This window comes from Streptomyces sp. H27-D2 (assembly GCF_035828615.1).
Classification (GTDB): Bacteria; Actinomycetota; Actinomycetes; order Streptomycetales; family Streptomycetaceae; genus Streptomyces.
Map to the genome: position 1 here is coordinate 1 of NZ_JAYMZR010000045.1, position 15,724 is coordinate 15,724.

At 67.4% G+C, this 15,724-nt stretch carries 15 protein-coding genes and 4 pseudogenes; 10 read left to right on the forward strand and 9 right to left on the reverse strand.

All coding sequences use genetic code 11. The features are described 5' to 3' along the window. Both QMK28_RS18330 and QMK28_RS18335 read right to left on the reverse strand, forming a co-directional pair. A pseudogene (locus QMK28_RS18330) lies at window positions 1–298 on the reverse strand (hypothetical protein); the annotation flags it as partial. An 839-nt stretch (window positions 299–1,137) separates the two neighbouring features. Continuing rightward, on the reverse strand, window positions 1,138–1,422 hold the full coding sequence (locus QMK28_RS18335) for a DUF7848 domain-containing protein (RefSeq protein WP_326439217.1): 285 nt from the start codon (window positions 1,420–1,422) through the stop codon (window positions 1,138–1,140). Window positions 1,423–1,638: 216 nt separating this feature from the next. Between QMK28_RS18335 and QMK28_RS18340 the strand changes: the two genes are divergently transcribed. The 3 genes from QMK28_RS18340 (at window position 1,639) to QMK28_RS18350 (ending at window position 3,576) form a co-directional block, all read left to right on the forward strand. Further along, window positions 1,639–2,481 carry a helix-turn-helix domain-containing protein gene (locus QMK28_RS18340; protein WP_326439219.1) on the forward strand — a complete coding sequence of 281 codons (843 nt, stop codon included), beginning with the start codon at window positions 1,639–1,641 and terminating at the stop codon, window positions 2,479–2,481. Next, window positions 2,463–2,672, forward strand: coding sequence for a DUF397 domain-containing protein (locus QMK28_RS18345; protein ID WP_326439221.1), 210 nt, complete (start codon window positions 2,463–2,465; stop codon window positions 2,670–2,672). Before QMK28_RS18340 ends, QMK28_RS18345 begins: the two co-directional genes overlap by 19 nt. Before the next feature lie 556 nt (window positions 2,673–3,228). Further along, window positions 3,229–3,576 carry a DUF4277 domain-containing protein gene (locus QMK28_RS18350; RefSeq protein WP_326439223.1) on the forward strand — a complete coding sequence of 116 codons (348 nt, stop codon included), beginning with the start codon at window positions 3,229–3,231 and terminating at the stop codon, window positions 3,574–3,576. 191 nt (window positions 3,577–3,767) lie between these two features. On the opposite strand, the gene QMK28_RS18355 is transcribed toward QMK28_RS18350, so the two are convergent. Then, window positions 3,768–4,007 carry a hypothetical protein gene (locus QMK28_RS18355; protein WP_326439225.1) on the reverse strand — a complete coding sequence of 80 codons (240 nt, stop codon included), beginning with the start codon at window positions 4,005–4,007 and terminating at the stop codon, window positions 3,768–3,770. A 39-nt stretch (window positions 4,008–4,046) separates the two neighbouring features. Between QMK28_RS18355 and QMK28_RS18360 the strand changes: the two genes are divergently transcribed. The 7 genes and pseudogenes from QMK28_RS18360 to QMK28_RS18385 form a co-directional block, all read left to right on the forward strand. Beyond that, window positions 4,047–4,682 carry a hypothetical protein gene (locus QMK28_RS18360; RefSeq protein ID WP_326439227.1) on the forward strand — a complete coding sequence of 212 codons (636 nt, stop codon included), beginning with the start codon at window positions 4,047–4,049 and terminating at the stop codon, window positions 4,680–4,682. 332 nt (window positions 4,683–5,014) lie between these two features. Next, the gene (locus QMK28_RS18365) at window positions 5,015–5,287 is read left to right on the forward strand and encodes a hypothetical protein (protein WP_326439229.1); all 273 of its coding nucleotides are present in this window, start codon (window positions 5,015–5,017) and stop codon (window positions 5,285–5,287) included. 795 nt (window positions 5,288–6,082) lie between these two features. Then, window positions 6,083–6,235, forward strand: a pseudogene (locus QMK28_RS34325) (hypothetical protein); the annotation flags it as partial. A gap of 37 nt (window positions 6,236–6,272) precedes the next feature. Then, window positions 6,273–6,796, forward strand: a pseudogene (locus QMK28_RS34330) (transposase); the annotation flags it as partial. Window positions 6,797–7,046: 250 nt separating this feature from the next. Beyond that, on the forward strand, window positions 7,047–7,271 hold the full coding sequence (locus QMK28_RS18375; RefSeq protein WP_326439233.1) for a hypothetical protein: 225 nt from the start codon (window positions 7,047–7,049) through the stop codon (window positions 7,269–7,271). A 333-nt stretch (window positions 7,272–7,604) separates the two neighbouring features. Then, a complete protein-coding gene (locus QMK28_RS18380; protein WP_326439235.1) occupies window positions 7,605–9,242 on the forward strand; it encodes a hypothetical protein in 1,638 nt (545 codons plus the stop codon). Between the two features lie 396 nt (window positions 9,243–9,638). Beyond that, window positions 9,639–9,749: pseudogene (locus QMK28_RS18385) on the forward strand (DUF397 domain-containing protein); the annotation flags it as partial. An 18-nt stretch (window positions 9,750–9,767) separates the two neighbouring features. On the opposite strand, the gene QMK28_RS18390 reads toward QMK28_RS18385, so the two are convergent. The 6 genes from QMK28_RS18390 to QMK28_RS18415 form a co-directional block, all read right to left on the reverse strand. Then, a complete protein-coding gene (locus tag QMK28_RS18390; protein ID WP_443050765.1) occupies window positions 9,768–10,622 on the reverse strand; it encodes an ABC transporter permease in 855 nt (284 codons plus the stop codon). Window positions 10,623–10,627: 5 nt separating this feature from the next. Beyond that, window positions 10,628–11,710 (reverse strand): ATP-binding cassette domain-containing protein, encoded by a 1,083-nt coding sequence (locus tag QMK28_RS18395; protein ID WP_326439237.1) that lies wholly within the window; start codon window positions 11,708–11,710, stop codon window positions 10,628–10,630. 104 nt (window positions 11,711–11,814) lie between these two features. Then, window positions 11,815–12,444 (reverse strand): PadR family transcriptional regulator, encoded by a 630-nt coding sequence (locus QMK28_RS18400; RefSeq protein WP_326439239.1) that lies wholly within the window; start codon window positions 12,442–12,444, stop codon window positions 11,815–11,817. A gap of 110 nt (window positions 12,445–12,554) precedes the next feature. Further along, complete coding sequence (locus QMK28_RS18405; protein WP_326439241.1) at window positions 12,555–13,109, reverse strand: DinB family protein; 555 nt, start codon at window positions 13,107–13,109, stop codon at window positions 12,555–12,557. Window positions 13,110–13,261: 152 nt separating this feature from the next. Then, a complete protein-coding gene (locus tag QMK28_RS18410; protein ID WP_326439243.1) occupies window positions 13,262–14,719 on the reverse strand; it encodes an aldehyde dehydrogenase family protein in 1,458 nt (485 codons plus the stop codon). 83 nt (window positions 14,720–14,802) lie between these two features. Further along, on the reverse strand, window positions 14,803–15,666 hold the full coding sequence (locus QMK28_RS18415; RefSeq protein ID WP_326439245.1) for a helix-turn-helix domain-containing protein: 864 nt from the start codon (window positions 15,664–15,666) through the stop codon (window positions 14,803–14,805). Between the last annotated feature and the right edge of the window lie 58 nt (window positions 15,667–15,724).

Sequence of the window (15,724 nt, forward strand, 5' to 3'; positions counted from 1 at the left end):
GGGCGATGCGGGTGAAGTACGAGCGGGTGACCCACTGGGAGCGGTCGGCGTCGACGGTTTCGCGGACCCGTCGCAGGAGGCCGCCCCGCGAGAGCGCGCTGAGCGCGGACCGTGTGGCCGCCTGGCCGTAGAGCGGCTGCTCCTTGGCGAGGGTCTTGGTGTCGATGGCCGCGCCGTCCGGCAGCCGGTCGATGTGGGAGGCGATGTACGCCTCGCGCTCGGGCAGTTGCGCGAACGTGTCGCTGCGGCGGGGGGTTTGGCCCGGCGCGGAGCGTTTTCCGAAGCCGGGAGCGGCCATCGGGGGAGCGTACGGGCGCGGGGCAACGCTAAAGTTGGCAACAGCCATGGGGATCGGTCTCTCGATCTCGGTGGTCAGACCCCTGTCTGAGTGTCGTAAGCACTCGGCGGGGGTCGTTTCGTTGCTGGGGACGCTACACCGCAACAGCGCAGCGTGGCGACTCGGTCACAAATTGTCATCCGCACGAGTGCGTGCGGGAGTTGGGAGGGTGGGTGGGTATATCTCTCCGCCCATTCCTCGCATAGAAAGCTCGGGTCCCGAAGCGCGAAGCTCGACGTTCGAGCCTCGACGCCCGAAGCCCGAAGCTCAGCTCGTCAGACCAGGACAGACTCGGGAGTGCGCTCCGGCTCGGCCCTCGGCCCTCAACCCCTCGTACGCCTCCGACGGGTGTGGTTCGGCGTACCGGGTAGCAGGTGACCACCTGCGGAGTCATCCCGAGGGAGCCGAGCCGCTCTGTCGCCGCCTGTGTCCCGCAACCCCCACGTCCCGCCATCCCGCCGCTCCCACCAACGGGGCACGAAGACATGCCGGGGGGTGCTGGCGACCGCTTCCCGCCAACGAGAGACGGGCGCGGTCACCTCGGCCGCCAACCGCGCGGCGTGCGTTTTCCAGTCCATCAGCGCCTCGCTCGTGAGTGCTTCGGGCCGCATGCTTCCTTATCAGGATTGCGGGCGGATGGTCCGGCCAGGGCGGGAGTCTTCGGGTGGTGGTGCCTCACGGCCGTGGCTGCCGGGCCACGGCCAGGACGATCACGGCCAGGAGGCCGCCGACGCTGCTCATCATGAGGACCCCGCCCCAGAAAGCGCCGTCAGCCGTCACCTTCCAGCTGCGTAAGCGCCTCACGCGCGGACCCGCGCGACGCGCGCCGGTTGCAGTTCGACCGGAAGACCGTCCGGGGGCTCCATGACCGCGTAGTCCGCGAAGTTCCGGCGGTAGCGCACGTGCCGCGTCTCCTGGGCGTGCCGGCGCTGCCACTCCTCGACCACCGCAGGGTGGTGTCCGACACCGGACTCGGCACCGCACTCGGATTCGTCCCCCGAGACGCAACGCGCCGCGTACTCCGGCTCCGCCGTCGCGTCCTGCACGATCGAGAAGGCGACGTATCGAAAGATCCGCCGACTCATGCCTGGTGCTCCTACTGTCGTTGCCGCTGCTTGCCACTCCGTCGTCATGGGTTCGCTCCGTCTGCCCAACGCCTGCCCGAGGTGCAAGGCTTCGACTACTCTGTGTGTTCCGGCCACTACGAGCATGGACCCGGAGCAGGGAACGAACACCGTCCGTGAGCCGTACTTCCCCGACCGCGCGGCGGTTCTTCCACACCTTCCACGGAGGAGCGCGCCATGCCGCCGAGACGGGTAGTCACGGGCCGGAGTCAGGAACCGCGCCAACGGTTCGTTGAGGAACTGCGGTTACTCCGCTCACAAAGCGGCGACAGCCTGCGAAAGCTCGGCGAAGTGCTGGGCTGGGATTGGTCGTTGTTCGGAAAGATGGAGAGCGGCGAAACCCTCGGCGGACCGGAAGTCGTTCAAGCCCTCGACCAGCATTACGGAACTCCCGGCCTCCTGCTCACCCTGTGGGAACTCGCACTCGGCGACCCAACCCAGTTCCGAGAGCAATATCGCCGGTACATGGCGTTGGAGGCCGACGCGGTCAGCTTGTGGCACTACGCGGTGAGCGCCCCGCCCGGCCTGCTTCAGACGGACGGGTACGCGCGCGAAGCCCTCACGGCGGGTGGTGCCGTAGGTGAAGAACTGAACCAGCAAGTCGAAGCACGCATAGGGCGACGTGAGCTGCTCAACAACGACAGCACACCTCACTTCCGCACCATCCTGTCTGACGCAGTCTTGCGCGCATCCTTGCGCGATAAGCAGGCATGGCAAACGCAGCTCAAACACCTAGCCGAGGCGGCTGGCCGCCCGAACCTCACGCTGCACGTGCTGCCGCAGGATGCCGGGCTCCACGGCTTGATGAATACCGACGTGATGTTTCTGCGGCTAGTGGACGGCCGTACCGTGGCCTACACCGAGAACGACATTCACGGCGAACTGTTCGAGGAAACAAGCCAAGTCGAGCGCCTGCAACGCGCGTATGATGCGGTGCGCGACCTGGCGTTGTCCCCGGCAGAGTCGCGGAAGTTCATCACCCAGATGTTGGAGGAAGCGCAGTGCGACCCATCGACCTGAGTGCCGCCGCGTGGCGCAAGAGCTCGTACAGCAACACGGACGGTGGCCAGTGCGTCGAGGTTGCCGATAACTTCCACGCCGTCGTACCCGTACGCGACAGCAAGGACCCGCACGGACCCGCGCTCACCTTCGAGTCTGCCGCGTGGTCGTCGTTCGTCACCGCCGTCAGAGGCGGAGAGTTCCCTGCCTGAGCGCCGCAGCGGGTTCCCGAGTGAGCGGCCCTCGCCTGGCAGCGGGGGCCGTTGTCGTGACGAAACGTGGAACAGCACCCACACGTCACATCTTGGGTAACTTGTGCATCTGAGCCACGACACGGCGCGCCAGTGCCGAGGGGTTGACGAGAAGGGTTAGCAACGTCCAGGTAGCCAGCGTTGCCGTGGAGTTCGTCGTCGTCCTCAGCCAGATGGTGTGTTCCCCATCTCCAGCCCGGCGTACATGGTGAACCGGTTGCCGACGATGAAGGGCTGGCCTCCGGTCCCGCGCCTACCGATGAGCTGGCTGACCTGGCCGCCGTCGCCGCTACACGGGCACCGAGATCGTCGCGGGTGGCGCGGGCCAGTGTGGCTCCGTGCACCCGCACAGACAGCGGTCTACCGCTAGACCGATCCTCCGCACATAGCTGAATCGGATGAACTGATGAGTTGGCCGGTACTTCGGTGGGTGTGGGTCGTTGTTCTGGGCGTGCCGATATCTCGTTCGCGTCGTTCCCGGGTCCAGCGTCCCCGCATGTCGGTGGAGTTGGCGTCTGTGGTGGAGAGGCGTCTGGGCGCTCTGCCTGCCTCTGCCGAGTTTCTGCGCCGGCTGGACGTGGCCGGGATCATCGACGAGCTGTGTCCTGTCCGTGAGGTGGCTCATCTGACGCACCGGCAGGTCGTTGAGGCGCTGATCGCCAACCGGCTGTCCTCGCCGACCTCGATGGTGCGGGTGGAGGACTGGGCGCGGAAGTGGGCTGTCGAGGAGGTCTTCGGCATCGAGCCGGACCTGCTCAACGACGACCGTATCGCCCGCGCTCTGGACGCGATCGCCCCGCGCCTGGCCTGTTCGCGCCGCTCAAAGCGAGGGCGGCAACGACCTCGCGCGGGTGAACTGCCGTAACGGTAAAGGGCCTTCTCCGTGTTGGTCGGGTTGTAGCGCCTGACCAGCAAGGAAGAAGACCCGGTGGAACCCTATACGCACCCGGCCGCCCCGGCCGACGCCTTCACGGCCACCTTCACCCGTTTGGAGGAGATGGTCGGACACCTGTCCGGTCCGGTGATGATGGCGTGCACCGCGGAGGTGCTGGAGGACTACGTCACTACCGCCGGGCGGGAGTTGCTGCGGCGGATGGTGCAGGACCAGCTCGACGCGCGGGCCGTGGCCGAGGTCCGACTGGAGTCGGTGACCGGCGCGGACGGCGTGGAGCGCCGCCGGGCCGAGCGCGGCCACCGCACCCCGCACCCCGCACCCCCGCCGGCATCCTCCCCGCCACCGCCGGGGAACGTCTCGCCCGCCAGCCAGGCCCACATGCCACCGGCCGCGAGGTCCATGCCTCGCTCCAGCACTCCACCGCCGAGATGGTCACCGCCATGTTCGACTGTGCCACCGCGCGCGACCCCGAGCACAGGCGCCGCTGGGTCGTGCTGGTCGACGGAGCCAACCACCAACTCCACTGCCTGCGAAGCGAAGCCGCCGCCCGAGGCATCCGCATCGACATCGTCGTCGACATCGTCGTCGACTTTGTTCACGTTCTTGAGTACTTGTGGAGGGCGGCCGAGGACCTCCACCCCACCGGCCCCGCCCGCGCGGCCCACGTCGCCGAGATGGCCCGCACCGTCCTTCAGGGACACAGCGCCCGCGTCGTCGCGGACCTACGCGCCCAGGCCCGCACCCGCCAGCAGGACAGCCCCGTCGCCCTGCCGGGGCTGGAGCGCACCGCCGCCTACCTCGAAGCCAAGCAGCCCTACCTGGCCTACCACATCGCCCTCGCCCTGGGCTGGCCCATCGCCAGCGGCGTCATCGAGGGCTGCTGCCGCTACCTGATCAAGGACCGCCTCGACATCACCGGCGCGAGATGGAGTCTGACCGGGGCCGAAGCCGTCCTCCTCCTGCGCGCGGTCCTCGACAACGGCGACTTCGACGCCTACTGGCGCTTCCATGCCGACCGCACCTACCAACGCGACCACGCCAACCGCTACCAGCACGAATTCGCTACAGCAGCATGATCAACAACCCGCAAGTCCCTCAAGAGAAACGCACCCTCCTACTACCACTCCAAGCCGCTACACTTCCCACGCCCAAGCCGTTGACCAGCGCCAATGAAGAAGTCCGGCTGGAGTACTAGCCGGCGTTGGGGGAAGGCCCGACAGTAGCCATGAATAATTCATCCAATGAATAGAATATTCGGCCTATACTCCACGGATGGATGATGCGAATAATCGCGGAGCTGAATGAGTGAATTTGACTGCCGCATTGGTTTCAGGGCTGGACGGCTGATACAACTAGAAATGACCAAGCGGGGCAGTCAGCCTGCAGTGCACGATGAAAGGGAAACCGAATGTCTGCCGTTAACTTTGAGGAGCTCAACAAGATCGCTGGCGAGCTCCTGCCCGAGCGGGCCGTGCTCTCCGCCTTCGGCGGAGGTTACGACGGCGGCCACGGCGGCGGCCACGACGGCGGCCACGGCGGCGGCCACGGCGGCGGCCACGGCGGCGCCACTGTCGTGTCGACCTGCGCGACCCAGAGCACCTCTCCGACGCTCGTCCTGGGCCTGCCGCTCGGCTCGCAGCAGATCACCCAGATCTGCACCCCGTCGACGGTGACCCACTGAGGTAACACCCTGGTGACAGACGTTCACCATCGGTCGGGGAAGGGCTGACGATCTCGTCGGCGCTTCCCCGACTTTCGTGGGGGGCTTGGTGAGGTGTGCTTCTGCCGAGCCTTGCACATCGTTCCGAGGGCGCGACCACTGCTGTTGTTACGAGTCTCCGTCCTGGAACAACAGGAGGCCAGTCCCGTCTTGCGAGCGCGGCTGAGGCGAGGGCTCCGCTCCTGAATTCCGACGAGGTGTGACCACGTGAGCCTGCCACGTTGCCCGTTCGGCGGGAAGGTACCGTTCCCAAGCGAGGATGCAGCTCGCAAATGGCTGGCGAAACAGCCCTTACTCGAAAATACGCCCCCAGCTGATCGCATCTACCTATGCCCCCACTGCCGATACTGGCACGTCACGGGATCGCACCGTTGGACGAGTCGGGACATTCTGGAGCGACGCAATTATGGGAGGCGAGCGGTCAATCCCAAGCGAAAGCAACAACGGTCCGGCTGAGCATGCGACAGCCGTTCCCCACTCGCCCGGGCAGGGCTGATGCGTTCTCACTCGATGAGACGTGCTGATCGCGTGGGTGTGTGCCCGGGTGGGCGGGTCGTCCGCGCTGGAGACAAGGAACGTGACCCCCGATGATCAAGGTTCTCGAAGCCTTTGATCACGAACAGGGGTCGCGTTCGCGTGTCATCTTCTCTGATCGGTGTCCTGCAGCGCCACCGCGAGGACATCGACCTGCCCTGCCCGCTTGAAGAACTTGCCTCGCTGCGAGAGGTCTTGGACCGGATTCCCGATCCGCGGCGGGTGCGGGGCCGCCGCTACCGGCTGGGGGCCCTGCTCGCCCTGTGTCTGCTCGCGGTGCTCGGCGGCGCGACCACCCTGGCCGGCATCGTCCGGTTCACCGCCGACGCCACCCCCGAAGTGCGGGAACGGATCGGGCTGACGCGTCTGCCGCGGGCCACCACCCTGGGCCGTCTGCTGTCCCGGATCGACGGCGACGCCTTCGATGAGGCCGCCACGCGCCCGGACCTGGGGCCGCATCGGCCACACGCCGGTGGTCCACGTGCGGGGCCGGGGCTCCGGCCGTGTCTCTATGGCCGGAATGACCTGCTTCAAGAACGGAGAGCGGTCACGGCTGATCTACAGCTTTCGCGTGCATCGTGGGCGCAAGAACGAGCCCAAGGGCTTCACCTGGCAGGACTACCGCGACCTGATCGTTCGGGCACACAACCAGCTCGGCGGCCCGGTCCTCCTGGTCTGGGACAACCTGCGGACTCATCTCATGCCACAGATGAAGGCTTTCATCGCCTCACGGTGTTCCACTTCCCCACGTACGCACCCGACCTCAACCCGCAGGAAGGCATCTGGTCACTGGTGAAACGCACCATCGGCAACCTCGCTGCCGCGAACATCGACCAGCTGGCCACCGCCGTCAAACGCAGCCTCAAGCAGGTCCAGTACCGACCACACCTGATCAACGGCTGTCTCACAGGCACCGGCCTGACGATGGAATCCTGACCAGATCAGGCCGACATCACGCGTTCAAGTTCAGTAGCCGGCGTTGGGGGAAGGCCCGACAGTAGCCATAAATAATTCATCCAATGAATAGCATATTCGGCCTATACTCCACGGATGGATGATGCGAATAATCGCGGAGCTGAATGAGTGAATTTGACTGCCGCATTGGTTTCAGGGCTGGACGGCTGATACAACTAGAAATGACCAAGCGAGGCAGTCAGCCTGCAGTGCACGATGAAAGGAAAACCGAATGTCTGCCGTTAACTTTGAGGAGCTCAACAAGATCGCCGGCGAGCTCCTGCCCGAGCGGGCCGTGCTCTCCGCCTTCGGCGGAGGTTACGGCGGCGGCCACGACGGTGCCACTGTCGTGTCGACCTGCGCGACCCAGAGCACCTCTCCGGCGCTCATCCTGGGCCTGCCGCTCGGCTCGCAGGAGATCACCCAGATCTGCACCCCGTCGACGGTGACCCACTGAGGTAACACCCTGGTGACAGACGTTCACCATCGGTCGGGGAAGGGCTGACGATCTCGTCGGCGCTTCCCCGACTTTCGTGGGGGGCTTGGTGAGGTGCGTTTCCGATACGCCGTGAACGGGCTTTGCGGCCCGGCCCGATCAGGGTATGCCATTCCTCCGGTTCGGCCGGACCTTGTGTGTAACCAGGAGAGCCCACACTCGTTCGTCCGAATGAAGGCTCTGTGCTAGCACCGGCCGCATCACTCCCCTCACCTCCTGGAGAGCGCCATCAGCCCGCGAGTGTTGTCACTTGTGACAGAAGATCCCCCTCCACCCGCCCTGGCGGTCCCCACTTTGACCGAAGGGACGGAGCTGGTCGGCGAGTTCGAAGGCTCCGGGTACCGCGTGCAGCCCCATCTGGTGCGCCGCATCGACGGGCAGGTAGTGCGCCTGCCCGAATTGCTGTACCTGCTGGCCAAGCTCGTCCACATCCAGCAGCAGTCGGCTTCGGGTCCGCGGAACGCCCAGCAGTACCTCTCCCGCCTGTCGGAAGCGTTGAGCCACGAAACCGGCCGCGAATTCGGGCCGGACCATGTTGTCTTCCTCATCGACAACAAACTGGCGCCGTTGGGAGTCACCACCTACAGCGACGGCTCACCCCCGGAAATCCCGAAGGCCGACCCCTTTCTGTCGCTGCGGTTCCGGGTAGACGTTTTCTCCGAGGCATCCTCCTGGAGCATCAGCGGCTTCTTCATGTGGCTGTACCGGCCCTTCCTGATGCTCCTGGCCGTCAGCGTTTTCGTATTCTGCGAATTCCTGCTATTCAGCGGCAGTCGCATGGCCGGCGCCGTGCAACAGGCTCTGGTCACCCCCACCAGCATCCCGCTGGTCTTCCTTCTGGCCCTGGTCTCCGGGGCCTTTCACGAGATCGGTCACGCCTCGGCGTGCCGCTACAGCGGGGCACGTCCCGGTGCCATGGGGTGCGGCATCTACTTGGTTTGGCCCGCTTTCTACACCGACGTCACCGACTCGTACCGGCTGGGGCGCACAGGCCGTCTGCGGGTCGACCTCGGAGGCGTCTACTTCAATACGTTGTTCGTCATCGGTCTCGCCCTGACGTACCTCGCGACCGGATGGCAAGTCCTGCTGGTGGCGATTTTGGCCATCAACCTGGAAATCGTGCAGCAGCTCATCCCGTCACTCCGGTTCGACGGGTACTACATCATTTCCGACCTGGTCGGCATCCCCGACCTGTTCAAGTACATCGGGCCGATCCTGAAACGGGCTCTCCTGCGGCAGCCGGCCGACGAACTGCTTCAGGCTCTCAAGCGCTGGCCCCAAATCGTTGTCACCGCCTGGGTGCTGGTGGTCGTCCCCGCCCTGGCAGTCCAACTGGGCATCCTGGTCGTCCGGCTCCCCGAACTCGTCGAGACGGGATGGAGCACGGCCGAGACGCTGGTCGAGAGCGCCACCGCATCTGGCAATCCAGTGGTGGGAGTCCTTTCCGCCGCCGTCCAGATCCTGTTGCTGCTTCTCCCGTTGGCCGGAGCGATCCTTGTCCTGGTACAACTGGCTCGGGCGTTTGTCCGCTTCCTCCACCGGCGTCTGGTCGCCGTCGGCGACCACAAGCAGGGCCGCCGCACGCCCTACCGCATGTGGGGCGGCTCAGCGCTGCTCATTTTCTCGCTCGCCGGTCTGGGAACCGACTCCAGCACACCGGCGGGCGCATGCCGCAAGTGCGCCGCCGCCGCGCGCCACAGCCGGATCCGGTTCGCCGTCTGCGACCCGCTCTGTCCCGCCGCCGGTGTCAGGCCGGCCTTCCACCGGCGCACCTGCTTCCCAGCCTACGACGGTGCCCCGGCTCTCCTGGGCACCCTGTCTCGCTACGGGACAATCGAACGAGTAACGACAGGAATGATGGTCACTATGGATACAACACCACCGGGCCAAGCCCTGGTCGAAGCGGGTTGGCGGAAGGTTCGCGACGACTGACCGTGGCCACGACATACGGTTCTGATCCACTCTCTGTGGAGCGATGACGGAGCGTCACAAGCAGCTGGCAGAATGGGTGCTCGTGTGACTGCAGCGTGCTTCGGACAGCCTTCTCCCATCTCTCGACGGTGACCGTGACGGCCGTCGTAGTGGACGATGACACTGTCAATCCCCCGGTTTCGTAGAGTCCTTCGTTTTGCGGCCCGGGCCTCTTGCCGGCTTCGGGTGCGTGCTTCGGTGATGATCTGTTCGAACTCTTCGGGTGGCAGGCCGCCGGCTGCACTGTGCCTTCGTCGCGGGTTGTAGAACCCGGTGATCCACGTGGCGATCTTCAGCCGGGCCTCGGTACGGGTGGCGAAGGTTCGCCGGTGGATGTAAAGGAACGAGGCGGTGAGCGTCGTACCCGTACGCGACAGCAAGGACCCGCACGGACCCGCGCTCACCTTCGAGTCTGCCGCGTGGTCGTCGTTCGTCACCGCCGTCAGAGGCGGAGAGTTCCCTGCCTGAGCGCCGCAGCCGGTTCGCTCACCGGCTCAGCCGCTGATAGCGGCTGACCGCCAGCGGGAAGAAGATCAGCAGCAGCGCCGCCGGCCAGACGACCGCCACCGCCACCGCATGCTGCGCGGCCCACGAGTCGCCGCTCCAGGCCGGGTTGGCGAAGAGTTCGCGGATCGCGGTGGCGGTGGCGGACATCGGGTTCCACTCGGCGATGGGTCCGAGCCAGCCGGGCATCGACTCGGGGTCGGCGAAGACGTTGGACAGGAAGCCGACCGGCCAGATCAGGATTTGTACGGCCGTGACGAGTTCCGGCCGGCCGGCGAGCATGCCGAGGTAGATGCCGATCCAGAGCATCGCGAACCGCAGCAGGAGCAGCAGCCCGACCGCGTACAGCGCGTCGCCGAAGCCGCCGTGCCAGCGCCAGCCCATCAGCAGACCGACGCCGATCAGGACGAGCAGGCTCAGCGCGGACTGGAGCATGTCGAGGACGCTGCGGCCGACGAGCACCGCCGAGGGGGCCATCGGCATGGACCGGAAGCGGTCGATGACGCCCTTGTTCATGTCCTGGGTGATCGCGACCATCGTCCCTTCCAGGCCGAAGGCCATGGTGAGCGCGAGCATGCCCGGGACCAGCAGGTCCTTGTAGCTGCCGCCTCCGGGCACCTCCATGCTGCCGCCGAGGAAGTACGCGAACATCAGCAGCATCATCACCGGGAAGACGAGGCCGACGATCACCTGGACCGGCTGCCGGACCCAGTGCGCGAGGCCGCGCCGGGTCATCGTCCAGGAGTCCACGAGCGCCCAGCGCAGCCGGGAGCCGCCCGTGGGCACGGCGGGGAGGGTCGTGACGGTGGGCGTGGGCGTAGGCGTAGCGGTGGTCATACGGTTCATACGGTCGCCTCCTGGTCCGACGAGTCCGAGCGGCCTGAGTGGTCCGGCTGGTCCGACGAGTCCGAGCGGCCCGCCAGGTCCGCCGGGTCCGCCGGGTCCGCCGGGTCCGCCGGGTCCGACCGGCCCGGCTCCCGCTGCGCGCCCGTCAGGTGCAGGAACACCTCGTCGAGCGTCGGTCGCCGCAGCGCGATGTCCTCAGCCTCGATCCCGGCCGCGTCGAGGGCCCGTACGGTCTCGGCCAGCGCGGCCATCCGGTCGGCGACCGGCGCGCTGATCCGGCGGTCGTCCACGACGGTCTCCGCCGCGTCCGAGCGGGTGGCCATGCCGATCGCCGAGGCCGCGGCGGCGACCCGGTCGGCGTCGCGGACCACGACGTCGATGCGGTCCCCGCCGAGTTTGGCCTTGAGCTCGTCGGACGTGCCGTCCGCGATGACCCGGCCGGCGTCGATCACCGAGATGCGGTCGGCGAGCTGGTCGGCCTCCTCCAGGTACTGGGTGGTCAGCAGGACGGTCGTGCCGCCGCCGACCAGCGAGCGGACCGCGTTCCACACCTCGGTGCGACCGCGCGGGTCGAGCCCGGTGGTCGGCTCGTCGAGGAAGAGGATCTGCGGCGACAGGATCAGGCCGGCCGCGAGGTCCAGCCGCCGCCGCATGCCCCCGCTGTACTGGCCGACGGCCTTGCGGCCGGCGGCGGCCAGGCCGAACCGTTCCAGCAGCTCGTCCGCGCGGACGGCCGCGCGCCGGCCGCCCAGGTGGTAGAGCCGTCCGAACATCTCCAGGTTCTGCCGCCCGCTGAGGTCCTCGTCGACCGCCGCGTGCTGGCCGAGCAGGCCGATGCGGTAGCGCACTTCGTCGGGGCGCCGCAGGACGTCGAAGCCCGCCACCTCGGCCCGGCCGCCGTCGTGCCGCAGCAGGGTGGCCAGAATCCGTACGAGTGTGGTCTTGCCCGCGCCGTTGGGCCCGAGGATTCCCTGGACGGTCCCCTGCGGGACGGTCAGGTCGAGCCCGGCGAGGGCCGGCTTGTCCCGGTAGTTCTTGTGCAGTCCTTCGACGACGATCGCTGGATCGCTGTCACGCAAGGCGCTCTCCTCCGGTTGCGTCAGTGCCGCTGGCTTTCCCTCTGTTAGTCAAACTTGACTACAAGAGGAAGGGTAACCCCGGGCCCCCTCTTAGTCAAACTTGATTAGCTACGCTTCGGGCTCGCGTAGGGATCGCCGGCGGCCTCGGTCCGCATCCCCGCCCACGGGTCGCCCTCGCCCGCCATGACGTACGCCCCGCCCTCCAGCCGCGCGATCAGCCCGCGCGTCCACTCGGCGTCGCCTTCGGCGGTGTGCACCCCCAGGCCCATGATCTCGCCGATGTGACCCCACTCCGAGTGGTCGCCCGACTCCGGCGTCCAGTGCTTGGCGATCTCGGCGCGCCAGCCCTCCAGGGCCGCGGCCCGCTCCTTGAGCAGCGAGACCGCCTCGGCGCGAGGCAGGTCGACGATGAAGCCGACGCCGGCCGTGAGCTCGTCGAACTTCACGTCGTGCTTGGACAACGCGCGGCGCAGCAGGGTCTGGTACTCGGCCTCGCCGCCGGGCGTCAGCTCGTACTCGGTGCGCGGCGGGCCGCCCGCCGGGCTCTCGGCGATCTCGTGCGCGCTCATCAGACCTTGCTTCGCCATCTGCTTGAGCGCGTGGTAGATCGAGCCGGGCTTGACGTTGGACCACTCGTGGGCGCCCCACATCTCCAGGTCGCTGCGGACCTGATAGCCGTGCGCCCGCCCGTGCTGCCGGACCGCTCCCAGAACCAACAGTCGGGTCGCTGACATCGTCTCTGCTCATCCCCTATTTCCGTACACCTGCACTGTCGCCAGAGTAGACGGGGCCGGCTGATCAGCCTTGATCAGCCGGCCCCGTGCGTCCGGCGGTGCGGGCCGCCCTATCCGGCCTGCGCGGCCCGGTCCTCGTCGACCAGCTCGAAGGCCGTCTTGCCGTCGATCGCCTCGCGGATGATGTCCGCGTGGCCCGCGTGCCTCGCGAGCTCCTGGATCAGGGTGAGCAGAACCCAGCGGGCGGAGCGGCGGCCGTCCTGCGGGAACCAGGGGGCCACCGGCAGCGGGACCGTCCCGTCGAGGTCGGGGAGGGAGTTGATGTACTCCTCGGTCTCCCGGGCCACTTGGGCGTTGCGCGCCAGCATGCCGGCCACGGTCTCGTCATCGACCAGCCGGAACGAGTCGCCCCAGTTGCTCTCGTCCCGCTTGATGTCGCCCTCGGGGCGGCCGGCCAGGATCGCGACGATCCAGTTCTGCTCGACCTCGGTCAGGTGCTTGAGCAGTCCGCTGAGCGTGAGTTCGCCGGCCGTGGGGCGCAGCGCCGCCTGCTCGTCGGTCAGTCCGAGCAGCGAGCGGCGGATGGCGCCGCGCTGCGCTTCCAGGTAGGCGAGCAGCGCGCCGCGCTCGTCGCCGTGTGCTTCGGCGTTCACCAGAGTCGGCATGGGAGTCCTCTTCCGTGCGGTGGATCGGGCGGTGGTTCCTGCGGTGGATCGGCCGGGGCTTCTTCCCGACAACCACCACAGTAGGAGTCCATGCGGTCAGCTCCTGTCCTCAATCAGGTCCGTAATCAGGTCCGTAATCAGGTCCGTAACGGTCAGAACGGGAACTGACTGCGGCCGTGCTGGATGGAGATCCACTTGACGGTGGTGAAGGCGTCGACCAGCGCGTCGCCGTTCAGCCGGCCCACACCGGACTGCTTCTCGCCGCCGAACGGCACGATCGCCTCGTCGTGCACCGTGCCGTCGTTGACGTGCACCATGCCGGTCTCGATGCGCTGGGCGATCCGTACGCCGCGCTCGATGTCACCGGTGTGCACGGCGCCGCTGAGCCCGTACGGGGTCGCGTTGGCGATCCGTACCGCCTCGTCCTCGTCGTCGAAGGGGATCACCAGGGCGACCGGGCCGAAGATCTCCTGGGTCAGCACCGGGGAGTCGACGGGGAGGTCGGTGAGCACGGAAGGGCCGACCAGATTGCCGTCGGTGGCGCCGTGCAGCAGGGCCCTCGCGCCGTCGGCGATGGTCTGGTCGACCAGGGTGGTGATGCTCTCCGCCTGGCCGGCGTGGATCAGCGGGCCGATGTGGGTCGCCGGGTCCGCCGGGTCGCCCACCTTCAGCGTCTTGACCTTGGCGACGAACTTCTCGGTGAACTCGGCCGCGATGCTCCGGTCCACCAGCATCCGGTTGGCCGCCATGCAGACCTGGCCCTGGTGGATGAAGCGGCTGAAGACGGCGGCGTCCACGGCATAGTCGATGTCGGCGTCGTCCAGGACGATCAGCGCGCTGTTGCCGCCGAGTTCGAGGATGGCGCGCTTGAAGTTGGCTGCGGCGACGGTGGCGACATGCCGTCCGACCTTGTCGGAGCCGGTGAAGGAGATGACCTTCGGCACCGGGTGCTCGATGAGCGCGTCGCCGATCTCCGCGATGTCGGTGATCACGACGTTGAGCAGGCCGGCGGGCAGCCCGGCTTCCTCGAAGAGCTTGCCGACCAGGCCGCCGCCGCAGATCGGGGTGTTCTGGTGCGGCTTGAGGACCACGGCGTTGCCGAGCGCGAGGGCCGGCGCGACCGACTTGAGCGACAGCAGGAACGGGAAGTTGAACGGGCTGATGACGCCGACGACGCCGACCGGCAGCCGGTAGACCCGGTTCTCCTTGCCGTCCACCGGCGAGGGCAGGATGCGGCCCTCGGCGCGCAGCGCGAGGTGCACGGACTCCCGCAGGAACTCCTTGGCGAGATGCAGCTCGAAGCCGGCCTTGACGCGGGTGCCGCCGCACTCGGTGATGATCGCGGCGGCCAGCTCCTCCTCGCGGTCCTCGACGATCCGCAGGGCCCGCTCGAAGACCAGCCGCCGGGAGTACGGGTTGGTCGCGGCCCACTGCGGCTGAGCCCGCTCGGCGGCGCGGTAGGCCAGGTCGACTTCCGCGACCGTGGCCACGGTTATCGAGGCGAGCTTCTCGTCGTTGTACGGATTGAAGTCGACGATGTCCCAGGAGCCGGAGCCGGCCCGCCACTCACCGTCGATGTACTGAAAGGCCAACTCGGAGAAGTAGGACATGCCATCCCTATCTGAAAGACGGGGCGCTCGTGACGCCCGCGCTCTGAAGCAGACTCCTGATGACATGTCATCGTACTGATGCGTCAAAGCAGTTGAAGAAGCCGGTGCAGCAAGTCCCTTGTCCGGTGGGGGTTCAGGCTGTCCTCGTGCAGCCGGGCCATCGCCCGTTCGTACTGCGCCACTTCCTCGCGCTTGTCCACATAGAGCGAACTGGTCAGCTGCTCCAGGTAGACGACGTCGGACAGGTCGGACTCGGGGAAGCGCAGCATCGTGAACGCCCCGCTCTCCCCCGCGTGCCCGCCGAAGGCGAACGGCATGACCTGGAGCGTGACGTCGGCCCGCTCGGAGACGTCGATGAGGTGCTGGAACTGGCCGCGCATCACGGCGGCGTCCCCGTACGGGCGGTGCAGCGCGGCCTCGTCGAGCACCGCGTGGAACCGCGTCCCGCGCTCGGAGACCAGCAGTTTCTGCCGCTCCAGGCGCAGCGCGACCCGGCGGTCGACCTCGGCCGCGGCGGCGGCCGGCTGGCCCCGGGTGACGACGGCGTGGGCGTACTCCTCGGTCTGCAACAGGCCGTGCACGAACTGGACCTCGTAGGCGCTGATGTGCGAGGCGGCGCCCTCCAGCCCGACGTACGTCTGGAACCAGCCCGGCAGCACGTCACCGTAGGTGTGCCACCAGCCGGCGACGTTGGCCTCGCGGGCGAGGGCGAGCAGGGCCTCGCGCTCGCCGGTGTCGGAGACGCCGTAGAGCGTCAGCAGGTCCTCGACGTCACGCGCCTTGAAACTCACCCGGCCCAGCTCCATACGGCTGATCTTCGACTCGGAGGCGCGTATCGAGTAACCGGCGGCCTCGCGGGTGATGCCTCGTGTTTCGCGCAGCCGTCTGAGCTGAGAGCCCAGCAATATGCGCCGCACGACTGAGCCGCTGGACTCACTTGTCGTCACTGCCTCGCTCCTCCTGCTGGTTGCGCTGTTCTGGGTGCGCCGTTCTGGGTGCACTGGT